We start from the raw sequence: 12,238 nt of genomic DNA on the forward strand, positions 1-12,238 counted from the left end.
GTTTGTTAAAGTGTTTTTAAATCAGTGTGCAATCAAAACATAAGGTCAAAAGCATCGCTTACATCTTCATTTTGATCATTTGTCGGTGTGTTGTTTGTAGTTGGGGTAGAAGAAGCCGCCGACTCGACCTCTAAGGTCACAGTTTCGGGCTCTCCATCTTCGATAGCATGTTTCTTCACAGTAACGGATGTTTCTTCAAGGTTAATTTCCTCCAGGGTGTATTGACCAAGCGGCCCTTCGAACTCAGTAGGCGCTTCAGTTAGCTCCTTAACATAGCTCGAATCTTCGTTGGAACGAATCACAACAGTCACCCCAGAATCATAGCGGCGTTCACCGTGAGTCAGCACAACTTCTTCACCAGTGCGCTGGTCAAGAATGGTTGCCTTGGCAATCACCTCGATATTATTATCCGCATCACGGATGCGTTGAATATCAAAGTTCAACAATTCAATTTCAGCCTCTTCCTTTTCAGTGCCAGGACGTGCCCGCACTTGCTTCTGCGCTTCCTCGTCAAATAACAGCAGTAGTGTCTTGGATGGATCGGAACGGTCTTCCTCAATGTATCCTTCAAGCTGGATACGGTAAGGCTTGCGATCGATTGAAGCGAGATACACTCCGAAAGGAGGTGGCGGCGCGACCTGAACAGGTGGGTCTGCAGAGAATTCCCCCGTGCTCATATCGACATAAATCTTAGGCGGCGTGAAGACATCATAGATCCACTTAGGACCAGATGGCTGCGCTTCGACCTCGGGCCAACTTGCATCGACCGACTGGGAAGGCTTCATGGGGACTGCCTCATAGGGGCTATCACCAGTCTGCGCGTTCACGGGCGCAGACATAGAAGGCGTGGCATTTGCCTGCTTTAGATAGAGTGCGACTCCACCAGCAAGTAGAAGCACTGCGACGGCAAGGATGAGCTTATCGTAAATCTTATTCATCGAAACTAAATGTTATCTTCAGCAGAATCCGCCGGAAGGACGATCTCGATAAACTCGAGAACGACAGTAAATGTGGAAGTATTTTCAGAGATCACTAATTTCTTTGTTTCTTCAGGGGCCGCTGATTCTGCAGCAGAATTTGAAGACCCACCAAAGACACCAAAGATGGCATCCAAATCATTGCCTTTTTTGCCCGCGTTGGTTTTAGCGGTTTGCCCGGTCGGACGTGCCACTTCAATGCTACGCACGACAATCGGCAAATCGAACTTGGCCAGCGAATTCAAGAACTCACGCAAGGAGTCGGTATATCCAGTAAAGGAAAGACTAAAGCCCATAGTCTCCACCGCTCCAGGCACACGAGCCGAAACAGCAGGACTAATACTGAAGCTCTGGGATTGATCCCGGCCTTGGGCCTGACCGCTTTGCTCCAAAACTTCACGCCGCACAGATACAATACTCTCTGGATCTGCAGCAATTAAGCGGTCCAACAAGTAACTTAGGATCTGACGCTGTTTATCCAGCGCCTGTATCTTAGACTCGTCTTCCAACGGGCTGGCATTGTCAACATACCGCTCAAATCCGAAACCAAAGTTCTCTGGCAATTCAATCGGACTTTCGATATCGTTCTCGTCCACATGAGCGGCTGCCTTGCGACGGTAATCAGATATGAACTGCTGCACACCAGCCATCACACCAATGCCATCGCTTGATGCGGTGATTCGCGAACCGCGCTCCAGATTATCTCGGATTTTATTCAGCTCCGCGACCAACTGCTCCACATTCTGTCGTGAAGCGGCCACGTTCTCTTCCGAGGGTGCAGGATCAGCAAAGCGCATGTTATTGAGCTGTGATTCCGCACTCGTGATTTTTGATTTCGCTTGATCGATTTTACCCGACTCGGCGAATGCGAGGTATGCACCTGCGCCAAATGCCAATAGGCAAATGACCACAATAATGGTGAAAGTGAGATTTTTCTTTAGGAGACCCATGGTGTCTAGAGTGGTTTGGCTGTATCCACGACCAAGTTAATAGTAAAAGGTAATACATTGAGTCCGTTGTGCAGACTACTCCAATTGATTTTCGGAGGCTTCGAGGAAACGATAAACTCTGAACTTTCAAAGCTGTCCTGCAAGCTCTTGATGCGACGTGACAACACGGCTTGGTCGATATCACCATTACCGTTAGCCGTTTCGCGCACAAGCATTTGCCCTTCCACAACGACTTCATAAGAAGCTGGCCCCTGACTTGGTTTTTCACGATTCACCTTAAGTGAATCCAACCAAGCGTCCTCAGCAGTGGTCAGGCTTTCCTGTAACTCTGCGAAAAATTGAATCCAGTTACTCTTGGAGTTAACCAAGCCTTCAACACGGCTAATAGATTCGCTAATCTCCGCCGCACGCTGCGCGTTTTTGGCGATCTGCGCCTGTCGACTTTGTAGCGGAGCCACTTGCGCTGTGGTCGCCTCCGCAGCTTTGGTATATCCGGCACTAAGCTGCTTATAACCAATAAATGCAGGCCATGGCGCAAGCGCCAGACAGATCGCAGCAACCATTAAAAATGGCTTCTTTGAAGCAAATTGCATCTCACGCTGCACTTCATCCGGCAATAAATTCACGCCTGCACTATCAGCAACAAGATCCTGCGCAGCAGCACCTATGATCTCACTGATCTCAAGGCGCAATGAATTGGAATCAGAACCAATATCCCCATCCAAGGTGACATTCTGCAAGGGATCGAAAAATTCCACTGCGACCTTTTGTGTTGTGGCCAGCTGTTCGGAAAGCCCCTCCAACAAAGCTCCACGACCACTCAACAGAATTCGCTTCGGCGCGGCACCTCCCTTTTGACGACGGTAATTTACGATCGAGCGTGTGATTTCCTGACTCATGCGACGCATGAAGGAATCCGAACAAGAGCTCAACAACTTCGCACCTGAATCATCCTGCGAATAATCCATGCCCGCATTAAAGAATTTATGCTTCACCTCTTCTGCCTGCGCAAAGGGCTTGCCCAAGCTATCTGCAATATTCTGTGTGAGCGAATTGCCACCCAGTTGAATATTACGAACAAAGAAACCTTCTGAATTCTTGAAAAGTAAATTGGTCGAACGAGCACCAATGTTAATCAACAGCACATCTTCATCCAAACTAGGATAGGCGAACTGTATCGCGTTGTAATCCAACACTGTCGCCGCATTGATCGTCTCAGCAGTAAATCCCGCCTGCGATACTTCCCGACAAAAATCATCAATGGTGTTCGACTTACAGGCGATAAAGAGGACCTCAGTCTCCACGCCATCGTCGCCGACCACTTGACTATCCCAAACAACTTCATGCAAGGGATAGGGAATGTTCTGCTGCGCTTCAAAAGCAATAATCTGCGCACGCTTCGAGTCTTCCACATGCGGAATACGAATTGTCTTGGTCAGCACTTGGTTGCCCGGAATAATAAACGAAGCCTTTCCGGAGAACTTATGCTTGCCGTGCAAATCACGCAATGCGAGCCCAACTGCATCGAGCCATGCATCATCGTTCGAATAGTCGTATTGCAGACTCTCCGTAACTAATTTTTCAATTTGAAGTGTGCCCCCGCCTGAGGAAACCACCGCTGCGGTGACTCGGCTTGCGCCACAGTTTATGATAAGTTGCTTAGAGCTGCTCATGTAATAATCCCTTGGAGGAACGATTCAATAGATAGAGATGATTGGATTGGAGGGCATTTAGTTTCGAACGTCGCGGCGCAAGAAGGCAGGTAATTTACTCACTCGACCAAGCTCAACACCGGAAACCAGATAGATGGGCATCAATAGATGTTCATTAGCCGCGCCTTCTGAATCTGCTTTCGATACGAACGAATTTAAAATATCAATATTTGGAATGTTACTGCTCATCGCCGTCTTCTGCGGCTTTTGCGCCTCACCATCGACCGAGACTTCAACGTAATAAAAGTCGGGGTCCTGCTTCAAGTTATCACGCTCAGCAATTAAACCAGGTAAATAAAAATACACATTATTATCATCCCCCTTCTCCATGATGATAATCTCAGCTTCACTGGTGTAGTAATCATACTCACGCGAGGAAGCATCGCGAGTATAGGCCAAGTAAACTTTAACCTTAATGTTCTCTACGAAATTTTTATGGCGCGCCTCTTCCGATGGATTGCCCTCACAGGACAACTCAATTTCCATCTGTATCCAATCATCACGCAAGGAGTTAAAATCAACACGATCTACCTTAATAGCTTCCTGTGCACACATAATAAGTGCGCTAGCTAGAAGAGTCAGAATTGGGGCAAAATATTTCTTCATGTTTCAGGGGATAAACTAAATCACCGCAACTTAGCGGCATGAGGCTGTAATTGCTATGTACTGGCTTCGCGCATAGCAACCCCTTTTTCGGAGAATTCCTAGCTTTCCTTAGGAACTCTTAATTTGATTCACTGTCCTTAACCACACCATTAGCAGATAAATGCCTTTTTTAAAGGGATTAAGACAGTACGAAAGGGAGAATTCACTTGCAGAAATACTTTGTAAGCAAAGCCTCTAAAACATGCAAACAACGCTCCCTTTTAAGATTAGCGCCCTCGTATTTGTGCAAAATGCGCAGGGGAAGCAATTACTCATAAAACGCAAGAAGGCTCCCAACCTAGGCTGCTGGAGCCCGATCGGCGGCAAACTGGACATGAATTCCGGGGAATCTCCTTATGAATGCGCCCGCCGCGAAACCCAAGAAGAGATCGGATTGCAACTCGAAGACCATGATCTACACTGCTTCGGTTACATCTCTGAAAAAAGTTATGAAGGCACCGGCCATTGGTTAATGTTTCTCTTTGATTGCAAAAAAACACTCGCACATCTCCCACAAGCCATCAATGAAGGCCATTTTGCGTTTTTTGCGCGCGAGGAAATAGAGCAATTACCCATACCAGAAACTGATCGCAGCCTGCTGTGGCCTTATTATGATCAATATAAAGAGGGCTTTATCGGTTTACGCGCGAACTGCGCCCCAGGCGGACAACTCGACATCACGGAAGAACTGAAGATTACACCCTAGGCAAACTAGGTATATCTATGCAGTAGCATGTAGTCAAAAAAGAACTACACCAACGGACCCGTCGCTGCAGTAGTCGCCTGCCCGTTGGCTATAGATGTGATACGCCACTCATCTAAATCAACCGGCAATTCAGTGCCAGTAGCAATGACCTGCAATTCGGCCGGACATGCACGCCAAAATCCTTGACGACGCACGGGATCCAATTCCCCCAATACATCATCAGCCAATAGCACTGGAGCCACACCCAACTGCTGATGATAAAAACTAGCCTGTGCAATGCGAAGCGCCACGCACAGCCCTCGTTGCTGACCGTCCGAAGCATATTCGCGCGCGCCCCCGACTTGCAACGCCAAGTGAAAGTCATCTCGGTGAGGACCACGCTGAGTGGCACCGATCATACGATCTCTGGGACGACTGTCCTGCAAAAGTCTGCGGTAGACTTCTGGATCGCGGCAATCAACATTAGGACGAAAGTCCAGCTCCGGGCCCTCGCCAGCTTCTGCGATCTGATCATATACGCGACACAAGACCGCCCGCAACTCAGCCATACCCGCCTCACGATAGGATGCGATGGTACTCGCATGCGGTGCAATTTCAGCCTCGAAAGCAGATAACTCAGCTGCGCTGCCACCATTTTTTAAGAGACGGTTCCGCTCTGCAATGCCACGATGGAAGTCGCGCAATGCCGTATAGTAACCACGATTCACCACGGCAAGCGTCAAGTCCATGAAGCGCCGACGCTCACCAGGCCCTCCACGCAAAAGCATCAAATCCCCCGAACAAAGCGTGACCGTCGGAAAGCGACCAATAAATTCAACTAATCGCGTCACCTTTTCACCATCAACCTGCACGCTGCGCCCACTTCTACCCGAGTGAATCTCTAAATGTGTCGCGCCCTGATGATCATGCTCCAACTGATAAACCAGTGCATACTCCTTATGGCCCTTGCGTGGCAAAGCTGTTAAAGTCTGCGTACGAAATGAACGCAATGCAGTGGCCAGCCCCAGCGCCTCTAACAAGTTAGACTTCCCCTGTCCATTTGCCCCAAGTAAAAAATGACGCTCACCGCCCAAAGGAAGTTCGGTAAACTCGATATTACGAAAATTTTGCAAACGTAGGTTTAGAAAACGCATGGAATCAGCTCTCCGATGTCAATCAATTGAGATTACCTGACTCCGCGAAGACGCTGCCTCGGCCTTCAGAGCTTGATAACCACTCATCAAGGCTTCTACCAGGGCATACCAATCAGCCAAGGTGGTCTCCGCGCCGGAACTAATACGCAAGACTCGTCCCGCACTCGCGGAGTCCAGTCCCATCGCACGCAAAACCGACGATTGCGTCGACTTCCCAGTCGAGCAAGCTGAACCCGCCGAGCACAAAAAGCCGGCTCGCTCTAAAGAACGTATCCAACGCACACTCTGAAACTCTGGCATAATTAACGAAACGGTATTCCACAAACGCTCAACGCCCTCCCCTATAACTTGAACCCCCGGCAAGCGACGCGATAGTTCTGCAATAAAGGCATCACGGGCAGCTGGCTCTCCAAGGGTTACATGTTCAAGCGCCGCGACCATGGACAGAACTCCAGCCACATCTTCTGTCCCGGCTCGTTGCCCTGCTTCTTGCGCTCCCCCATATAATAAACGGCAAGGTTCCACACCTGCAGCTGGTAACACCATAAAGCCGACCCCCTTGGGCCCACCGAATTTATGCGCACAAGCTGTCACATAAGTACAATCGCCCAAGCCAGACAAAGGCATCTTCCCCACCCACTGCGATGCATCACAATGATAGGGTAAGTGCACTTCAGCACACAGACGCGCAATCGACTGCCACGGTTGAATGACACCAGTCTCATTGTTTGCTGCCATTACAGACAATGCTGCCAAGTCTCCGTCCGCAATTAATCGCTGCACCGCATGTTCGTCGACACGCCCATCTGATAACAGCGGGAGCCACAACACCCGCTCAGCTAAAAATGCCTTAGCCGCCTCAATGACACTCGGATGCTCAGTCGGATTAATGCCCACGCGCGCATTGGGGCCCAGCACCTCGGCCCAATACCGCATCACTCCATTATTCGCCTCAGTGGCTCCTGAGGTAAACACAACTCTTCCTGCATCCACACCGATGCGTTGCGCCACGCTCGTGCGGGCCGCCTCATAGCGCACACGTACGCCAGCAGCTTGCCGGTACGGACTAGAGGGATTCAACCACTGCGCCTCAGTCGCTTCCACCCATGCCAATTTTGCAGCCCCAGCCAATGGCGTAGTCGCATTATAGTCGAAATAGCGTGGCTTCATAGTCCCAATACGCTAAGCGAAGCTCAATATAGGTCAAATGAAGTTCGCCCACTATGGGATGCGAACTTCCTGCCCCACGCGCAGGGCGCTCTCACTGGAAAGTCGATCGCGATTGGCCTGATAAATGTCAATCCAACGTGAAGGCGTACCATAAAAGCGCTTACTGATCGCACTCAGGGTATCGCCCGGTTGTACGGTATAAGTGCGAGGTGCATCACTGGGGCTGGGAACGCTGTTAGCTGCTGTAGTCGTGGGAGCCACAGCGGTAGCGCCTACACCTGATTGCCCCGCCTGGGCTGCAACCGGAGCCGGTGCGCGTCGCGCCTGCCCCAGCATATTCTCAAGCTGCTCAACCCTCGCCGTCGACGCCATCAAATCACGCTTCAAACTGTCATTTTCTTGTTTCAAGGTTTTAACCAAATCCATCAAATCGATACGATCCAGTTCTCCTTCATAGGGTTGCGCAGGCAATTGACGCGCAAACTCCTTTTGTGCAGTTTCAATCAACTGGCGCACCTGCGTGGCCTGCGGTGACTGCGGCTTAATTTGTAAATAGCGATCAAAATGATAAATCGCCCGCACAGGATCCTTCATGGTACGCAAATAAATGTAGCCAGCTTCTAAATGCGACTCAGGCGCATCCCGCCGCACCTCCAACACACGCAGAAAAGCACCCAACGCTTCTTCCATCCGCCCCTGATTCTTATAGTCCTGCCCCAACTGATACTGCTTTTCATCAGTCTCACTCACAATTTCAACACCACTAGGTGCACAACCAATTAGATGCACTAAAGCGAGAATAATGAGGTGGTAATAGCAAAACTTGCGTAACATTGAGATAAGTGTGTTAAATCCGCGCTAAAGACCGTCAACGCTATTCGATTCAAAGGATATGCTCAGGCATTGCCTTGCATAAGTCGAGTCCAGTCATTTCATGCGAGTATATGCAAACTATCGAAGAATTCAGAATCGGAGAAGTTATTCTAAAACAAGGGGAACAGAGTAAGGGTTTTTACGTTCTCGAAAAAGGTGCTGTCGAAGTCTTGAAGAATGATGTCATGCTGAACGTGTTGATGTACCCAGGCACGATCTTCGGGGAGATCGGCGAAATACTCAACGACGCCCGCACCTGTACCATCAGAGCCCGCAGCCAGACCCAAGTCACCAAATACGAATGTCCCGACCTGGACAGTCTGGTGCAACAACATCCGGAAATCGCTGTCAAAATCATGCAAACTCTCGCCAGCCGCCTCGAACGCACCACCCAAAAGCTTGCCGACTTATCCAACATGTCTGCCTTTTGGACCGACACCACCAAGTAAACGTTCGATTCACCGACCAACCACTCAATTGTCGAAATGCTCAAATCCCTCACAGCCATCATGATTTTCTCCTTTCTCCATAGCCTACTGTTTTCTGAACCGCTGGAGATCGGCAGTTCGGCACCACAAATACAGGCCATCAATGATCAGGGAGAATCCATCGATCTGGGTGCGGCACTCGCCCGTGGTACCACGCTGGTATTCTTCTACCCCAAAGCAATGACCATGGGTTGCACCGCACAGGCCTGCAGCCTTCGCGACGCCTGGGACGAGTTGCAGTCACGCGATGTCCAGATCTTCGGCGTATCCACCGACAAAGCAGAGCTCCAGGCCGAGTTTCGCGCCAAACACACGCTCCCCTTCACACTCATCGCCGACCCCGAAGGCGAAGTTTGCGAAGCTTTTGGAAAAGGACGCTACAGCCGCCAAGCGTACATTTTTAAAGATGGCACACTCGTCTGGCGCGACCTCAAAGCAGCCACCAGCCAACAAGCCGCCGAAGTGCTTGCCGCGCTCGACGAACTCCAAAATCCCTAGAAAAACAAGGCTTCCGCCAGCGCCTGCTCCGCTCCCAGCGGCTTCACTCGCGTCGAAATTTTCTCCACCGACTTCCCCAAAGATGCCTCAATCTCACCCATCGGCCCCTCACAGAATTTACGCCACCGCAGATAGCGGCCATCCGTGTAGACAAACTCTAAACTCAAGGCACACTCCGCGTCGCTGTCATCATAGGCTTCCACTGCATACTCGACCTCCCGCACGGAGCAATCCGGATACTGCTGGCAATCACTCAAGCAATCGCGCACCCACTCCATCAATCGTAAACCCTCGCCAGACATAGAGGCACCATGTCGCACGCGAACCACCTCTAGGCCGCGACACAATTCACCGATCTGATAACCACTCAAAAATTGACCGATCGCTTGACGCACTGGCAACAAGCGCGCCATGGCAAGGTCGCCGATCCGTCCACTTTCAGGCCAATTCAGCTGGTTGAGGTCCCGCCCCTCATAGCTGCTATCATAAATCGAACGACGTACCCCCAGCAGCAGATTGTCAAAATACTGCTCGATACGCTCTCCGGGCACTCCGCAAAACCAATGATAGCTCGGCAGGTCCGGCTCTAGCCACACAGACACCTGATTGGCCAAATACCCACAGTTCTCAGGCTGATAACCCAGTATCAAAGCCTCACAGCAGCACATTTCACGATGCGAATCACCAATATAACATTGGCTAAATAATTTCGCTCGCATCGAACCATCCGAAATCTCACTGGAAGGACAAAGTACGATAATCCGGCTCGGATAGCGCTGCGCAAAAGTCAGCAAGGCCTCAAAGCGCTCATGCGCCTCTTCAGCCGAAACAGCCCAGCCAAAATGCAAGACCACATTCATCTGCGACGCACGGAAGGCCGACGGCGATCCCGCTGTATCGCTCTCCCACATCCGGTCAAGACGACTCGTCACCTCCCCCACGGGCAGATCAATACCTGGCAATACGTCGATTAAATCTTTCATAAACAGAAATTACATTTTCATTGTCGAGACAGTGCCACCAGCCAATCAACCGGAACGACGCCATTGATGCCCACGTTCCCACAGTAGACGCTCGCTCTCCAGTGGCCCCCACGAACCAGCGGTATACTCCTTCAGTCCATGCACACCACATTGCTCCCAGTCTTCCAGCACAGGTGTCACCAACTTCCACGAAGCCTCCGTCTCATCGCCTCGAATAAACAACGTACTATCACCCACCATCGCATCTAAGATCAAACGCTCATAAGCTTCCGGTGTGTTCGAGCCAAAAGTCGTCGAGTAGCGGAAGTGCATCTTCACAGGTTGCGTGCGCGTCTCCAGACCAGGAATCTTAGAGTTCATAACAATCGTCACCCCCTCATCCGGCTGAATGCTGATCACCATAGTATTGGCGGCCACGTTAAACTTGTCCCCCTCCGAAAACAAAATACCGGGAGGACGCTTAAACTGAATCGCAATCTCACTCGCACGCCGCGCCATACGCTTACCCGAACGAATGTAAAAAGGCACTCCCTGCCAGCGCCAATTATTAATTGCTAAGCGCATCGCCGCATACGTCTCCGTCGAAGAGTCTTCAGGAATCCCCTGCTCTTCCGCATACCCCTTAACGGGTTCGCCCTTGACCAGGCCATTCGTGTAGCGGGCACGCACCACGTCGCCCCCATCCACATCAAGCTTCAAAGGCTGGATCGCCTTGATCACCTTTACCTTCTCATCGCGAATCGATTCCGGATCCAAGGAAACGGGTGGCTCCATCGCCGTCAGTGCGACCAACTGCATGGTATGATTCTGAATCATGTCACGCAACGCTCCACTGGTGTCATAATAACCACCACGCGAGCCGACACCCAAACTTTCGGCCACCGTGATTTGCACACAATCGATGTACTCACGATTCCACAAAGGCTCAAAAATTGAATTACTAAAACGCTGCACCAGTAAGTCCTGCACCGTCTCTTTACCTAAATAATGGTCGATCCGATAAACCTGTGGTTCTTCAAACACTCCATTAATAACCTTATTCAACTCACGCGCCGACTCCAAATCACGGCCAAACGGCTTCTCGATCACCACCTTCGATGCCAACTTCGTATGCACATGTGCTTGCGCCATACCACTCGAGCCCAAATTCTCTATAATCGGCTCAAACACACTCGGCGGCGTTGATACATAAAACATCCGCTGCATATCACGCCCCAGGTCTTTTTCGATCTGATTAATCTTCTCAGCCAGAGAATCAAAAGCAGCCGCCTCATCATAGCCACCCGAGTGATACGACATGTTCTGCCGCACCCGCTCCCAAATCTCTTTGTTCAATGGACGACGTGAATGCTCCGCAATCGCCTCATCCATCATCACACGAAAATCCTCATCCGCAATCGGCTTACGTCCAAAACCAATCAGGTGAAACTCCCCCGGAAGCAAATTATCCACCCCAAGGTTAAAAATCGCAGGCACTAGCTTACGTGCCGTTAAATCGCCCGAGGCACCAAAAATTACGACCACCGTAGGCGGTGCACCACGATGTTTACTTAATCCCTTCAAAAAGGGGTGTCTCGCTTCGTCAATATCAGGACTCATACTTAGTCAGTGTAATGTTTAGAAAAAAGTGGCACATTGCCATAATGGCGAACGCATCCCTCTCCCTCATCAGAGATGGATACCTCAATCACATCAAAACGGACGTGTTTCGGCGGATTTTGCAACCGATTTATATAGGACTTACACCCGCGCAGCAATACCTTCTTCTTACGAGCGTCAATTGAGTGGTATCCACCCACCAGCGCATGGGCCGCCCGCGCACGCACTTCAACAAAAACCAACACGCCCGCATCCAAACAAACAATATCCAGCTCAGCCCGCTTATAGCGCCAGTTGCGAGCGATTATCCGATAGCCTAACTCACGCCGACAATAGGCCGCAGCAAGGTCTTCACCAAACTGTCCCCGTTCCGCTCGCGAGCTATTCGGCCCCAATTTGCGTGGCCGACGACAAAATAAATCACGCAGCTTATTAAAAATACTCATTGCTCAGCGCCTCTTCTAGACAAGTCCTCCCAACAGGCAACCTAGAACCAAAGGCTCC

Annotated in this window: 13 protein-coding genes; 3 read left to right on the forward strand and 10 right to left on the reverse strand. The window is 50.5% G+C overall.

Annotation, left to right across the window (positions count from 1 at the left end; genetic code table 11):
* Positions 1 to 32: 32 nt before the first annotated feature.
* From QEH59_RS08245 to QEH59_RS08260, 4 genes are read right to left on the reverse strand one after another with little or no spacing between them, the layout of a single operon-like run.
* Positions 33 to 938, reverse strand: a complete 906-nt coding sequence (locus QEH59_RS08245) for a hypothetical protein (protein WP_308984891.1) — start codon at positions 936 to 938, stop codon at positions 33 to 35.
* A gap of 5 nt (positions 939 to 943) precedes the next feature.
* The gene (locus QEH59_RS08250) at positions 944 to 1,927 is read right to left on the reverse strand and encodes an Amuc_1100 family pilus-like protein (RefSeq protein ID WP_308984892.1); all 984 of its coding nucleotides are present in this window, start codon (positions 1,925 to 1,927) and stop codon (positions 944 to 946) included.
* Between the two features lie 5 nt (positions 1,928 to 1,932).
* The gene (gene pilM, locus QEH59_RS08255) at positions 1,933 to 3,600 is read right to left on the reverse strand and encodes a pilus assembly protein PilM (RefSeq protein WP_308984893.1); all 1,668 of its coding nucleotides are present in this window, start codon (positions 3,598 to 3,600) and stop codon (positions 1,933 to 1,935) included.
* Positions 3,601 to 3,657: 57 nt separating this feature from the next.
* Entirely contained in the window at positions 3,658 to 4,194 is a 537-nt protein-coding gene (locus tag QEH59_RS08260; protein WP_308984894.1) for a hypothetical protein, read from the reverse strand.
* A 292-nt stretch (positions 4,195 to 4,486) separates the two neighbouring features.
* On the opposite strand from QEH59_RS08260, the gene QEH59_RS08265 reads away from it, so the two are divergent.
* Positions 4,487 to 4,990 (forward strand): NUDIX hydrolase, encoded by a 504-nt coding sequence (locus QEH59_RS08265; RefSeq protein ID WP_308984895.1) that lies wholly within the window; start codon positions 4,487 to 4,489, stop codon positions 4,988 to 4,990.
* Between the two features lie 44 nt (positions 4,991 to 5,034).
* Here QEH59_RS08265 and recF read toward each other — a convergent pair whose 3' ends face one another.
* The 3 genes from recF to QEH59_RS08280 are packed head-to-tail and all read right to left on the reverse strand — an operon-like array spanning position 5,035 to position 8,127.
* A complete protein-coding gene (gene recF, locus QEH59_RS08270) occupies positions 5,035 to 6,123 on the reverse strand; it encodes a DNA replication/repair protein RecF (RefSeq protein WP_308984896.1) in 1,089 nt (362 codons plus the stop codon).
* Positions 6,124 to 6,141: 18 nt separating this feature from the next.
* A complete protein-coding gene (locus tag QEH59_RS08275) occupies positions 6,142 to 7,293 on the reverse strand; it encodes a cysteine desulfurase family protein (protein ID WP_308984897.1) in 1,152 nt (383 codons plus the stop codon).
* A 51-nt stretch (positions 7,294 to 7,344) separates the two neighbouring features.
* Entirely contained in the window at positions 7,345 to 8,127 is a 783-nt protein-coding gene (locus QEH59_RS08280; protein WP_308984898.1) for a Cell division protein CpoB, read from the reverse strand.
* Between the two features lie 110 nt (positions 8,128 to 8,237).
* Here QEH59_RS08280 and QEH59_RS08285 point away from each other — a divergent pair, with 110 nt between their 5' ends.
* Both QEH59_RS08285 and QEH59_RS08290 read left to right on the forward strand, forming a co-directional pair.
* Positions 8,238 to 8,615, forward strand: coding sequence for a Crp/Fnr family transcriptional regulator (locus tag QEH59_RS08285; protein ID WP_308984899.1), 378 nt, complete (start codon positions 8,238 to 8,240; stop codon positions 8,613 to 8,615).
* A 36-nt stretch (positions 8,616 to 8,651) separates the two neighbouring features.
* On the forward strand, positions 8,652 to 9,152 hold the full coding sequence (locus tag QEH59_RS08290; RefSeq protein WP_308984900.1) for a peroxiredoxin: 501 nt from the start codon (positions 8,652 to 8,654) through the stop codon (positions 9,150 to 9,152).
* Here QEH59_RS08290 and QEH59_RS08295 read toward each other — a convergent pair.
* From QEH59_RS08295 to QEH59_RS08305, 3 genes are read right to left on the reverse strand one after another with little or no spacing between them, the layout of a single operon-like run.
* The gene (locus tag QEH59_RS08295) at positions 9,149 to 10,135 is read right to left on the reverse strand and encodes a glucose-6-phosphate dehydrogenase assembly protein OpcA (RefSeq protein WP_308984901.1); all 987 of its coding nucleotides are present in this window, start codon (positions 10,133 to 10,135) and stop codon (positions 9,149 to 9,151) included. The genes QEH59_RS08290 and QEH59_RS08295 overlap by 4 nt on opposite strands.
* A gap of 45 nt (positions 10,136 to 10,180) precedes the next feature.
* Positions 10,181 to 11,734 carry a glucose-6-phosphate dehydrogenase gene (gene zwf, locus QEH59_RS08300; protein ID WP_308984902.1) on the reverse strand — a complete coding sequence of 518 codons (1,554 nt, stop codon included), beginning with the start codon at positions 11,732 to 11,734 and terminating at the stop codon, positions 10,181 to 10,183.
* A gap of 2 nt (positions 11,735 to 11,736) precedes the next feature.
* Positions 11,737 to 12,180: a YraN family protein gene (locus QEH59_RS08305; protein ID WP_308984903.1), complete on the reverse strand. Its 444-nt coding sequence runs from the start codon at positions 12,178 to 12,180 to the stop codon at positions 11,737 to 11,739.
* Between the last annotated feature and the right edge of the window lie 58 nt (positions 12,181 to 12,238).

The organism is Thalassobacterium sedimentorum (assembly GCF_031127905.1).
Classification (GTDB): domain Bacteria; phylum Verrucomicrobiota; class Verrucomicrobiia; order Opitutales; family Coraliomargaritaceae; genus Thalassobacterium; species Thalassobacterium sedimentorum.

Bases quoted from the DNA above. Each gene is read 5' to 3' on its own strand.
- pilM (WP_308984893.1), bottom strand. From the start codon at position 3,600: ATGAGCAGCTCTAAGCAACTTATCATAAACTGTGGCGCAAGCCGAGTC.
- recF (WP_308984896.1), bottom strand. From the start codon at position 6,123: ATGCGTTTTCTAAACCTACGTTTGCAAAATTTTCGTAATATCGAGTTT.
- QEH59_RS08280 (WP_308984898.1), bottom strand. From the start codon at position 8,127: ATGTTACGCAAGTTTTGCTATTACCACCTCATTATTCTCGCTTTAGTG.
- QEH59_RS08245 (WP_308984891.1), bottom strand. From the start codon at position 938: ATGAATAAGATTTACGATAAGCTCATCCTTGCCGTCGCAGTGCTTCTA.
- QEH59_RS08290 (WP_308984900.1), top strand. From the start codon at position 8,652: ATGCTCAAATCCCTCACAGCCATCATGATTTTCTCCTTTCTCCATAGC.
- zwf (WP_308984902.1), bottom strand. From the start codon at position 11,734: ATGAGTCCTGATATTGACGAAGCGAGACACCCCTTTTTGAAGGGATTA.
- QEH59_RS08275 (WP_308984897.1), bottom strand. From the start codon at position 7,293: ATGAAGCCACGCTATTTCGACTATAATGCGACTACGCCATTGGCTGGG.
- QEH59_RS08265 (WP_308984895.1), top strand. From the start codon at position 4,487: ATGCAAACAACGCTCCCTTTTAAGATTAGCGCCCTCGTATTTGTGCAA.
- QEH59_RS08285 (WP_308984899.1), top strand. From the start codon at position 8,238: ATGCAAACTATCGAAGAATTCAGAATCGGAGAAGTTATTCTAAAACAA.
- QEH59_RS08250 (WP_308984892.1), bottom strand. From the start codon at position 1,927: ATGGGTCTCCTAAAGAAAAATCTCACTTTCACCATTATTGTGGTCATT.
- QEH59_RS08260 (WP_308984894.1), bottom strand. From the start codon at position 4,194: ATGTGTGCACAGGAAGCTATTAAGGTAGATCGTGTTGATTTTAACTCC.
- QEH59_RS08305 (WP_308984903.1), bottom strand. From the start codon at position 12,180: ATGAGTATTTTTAATAAGCTGCGTGATTTATTTTGTCGTCGGCCACGC.
- QEH59_RS08295 (WP_308984901.1), bottom strand. From the start codon at position 10,135: ATGAAAGATTTAATCGACGTATTGCCAGGTATTGATCTGCCCGTGGGG.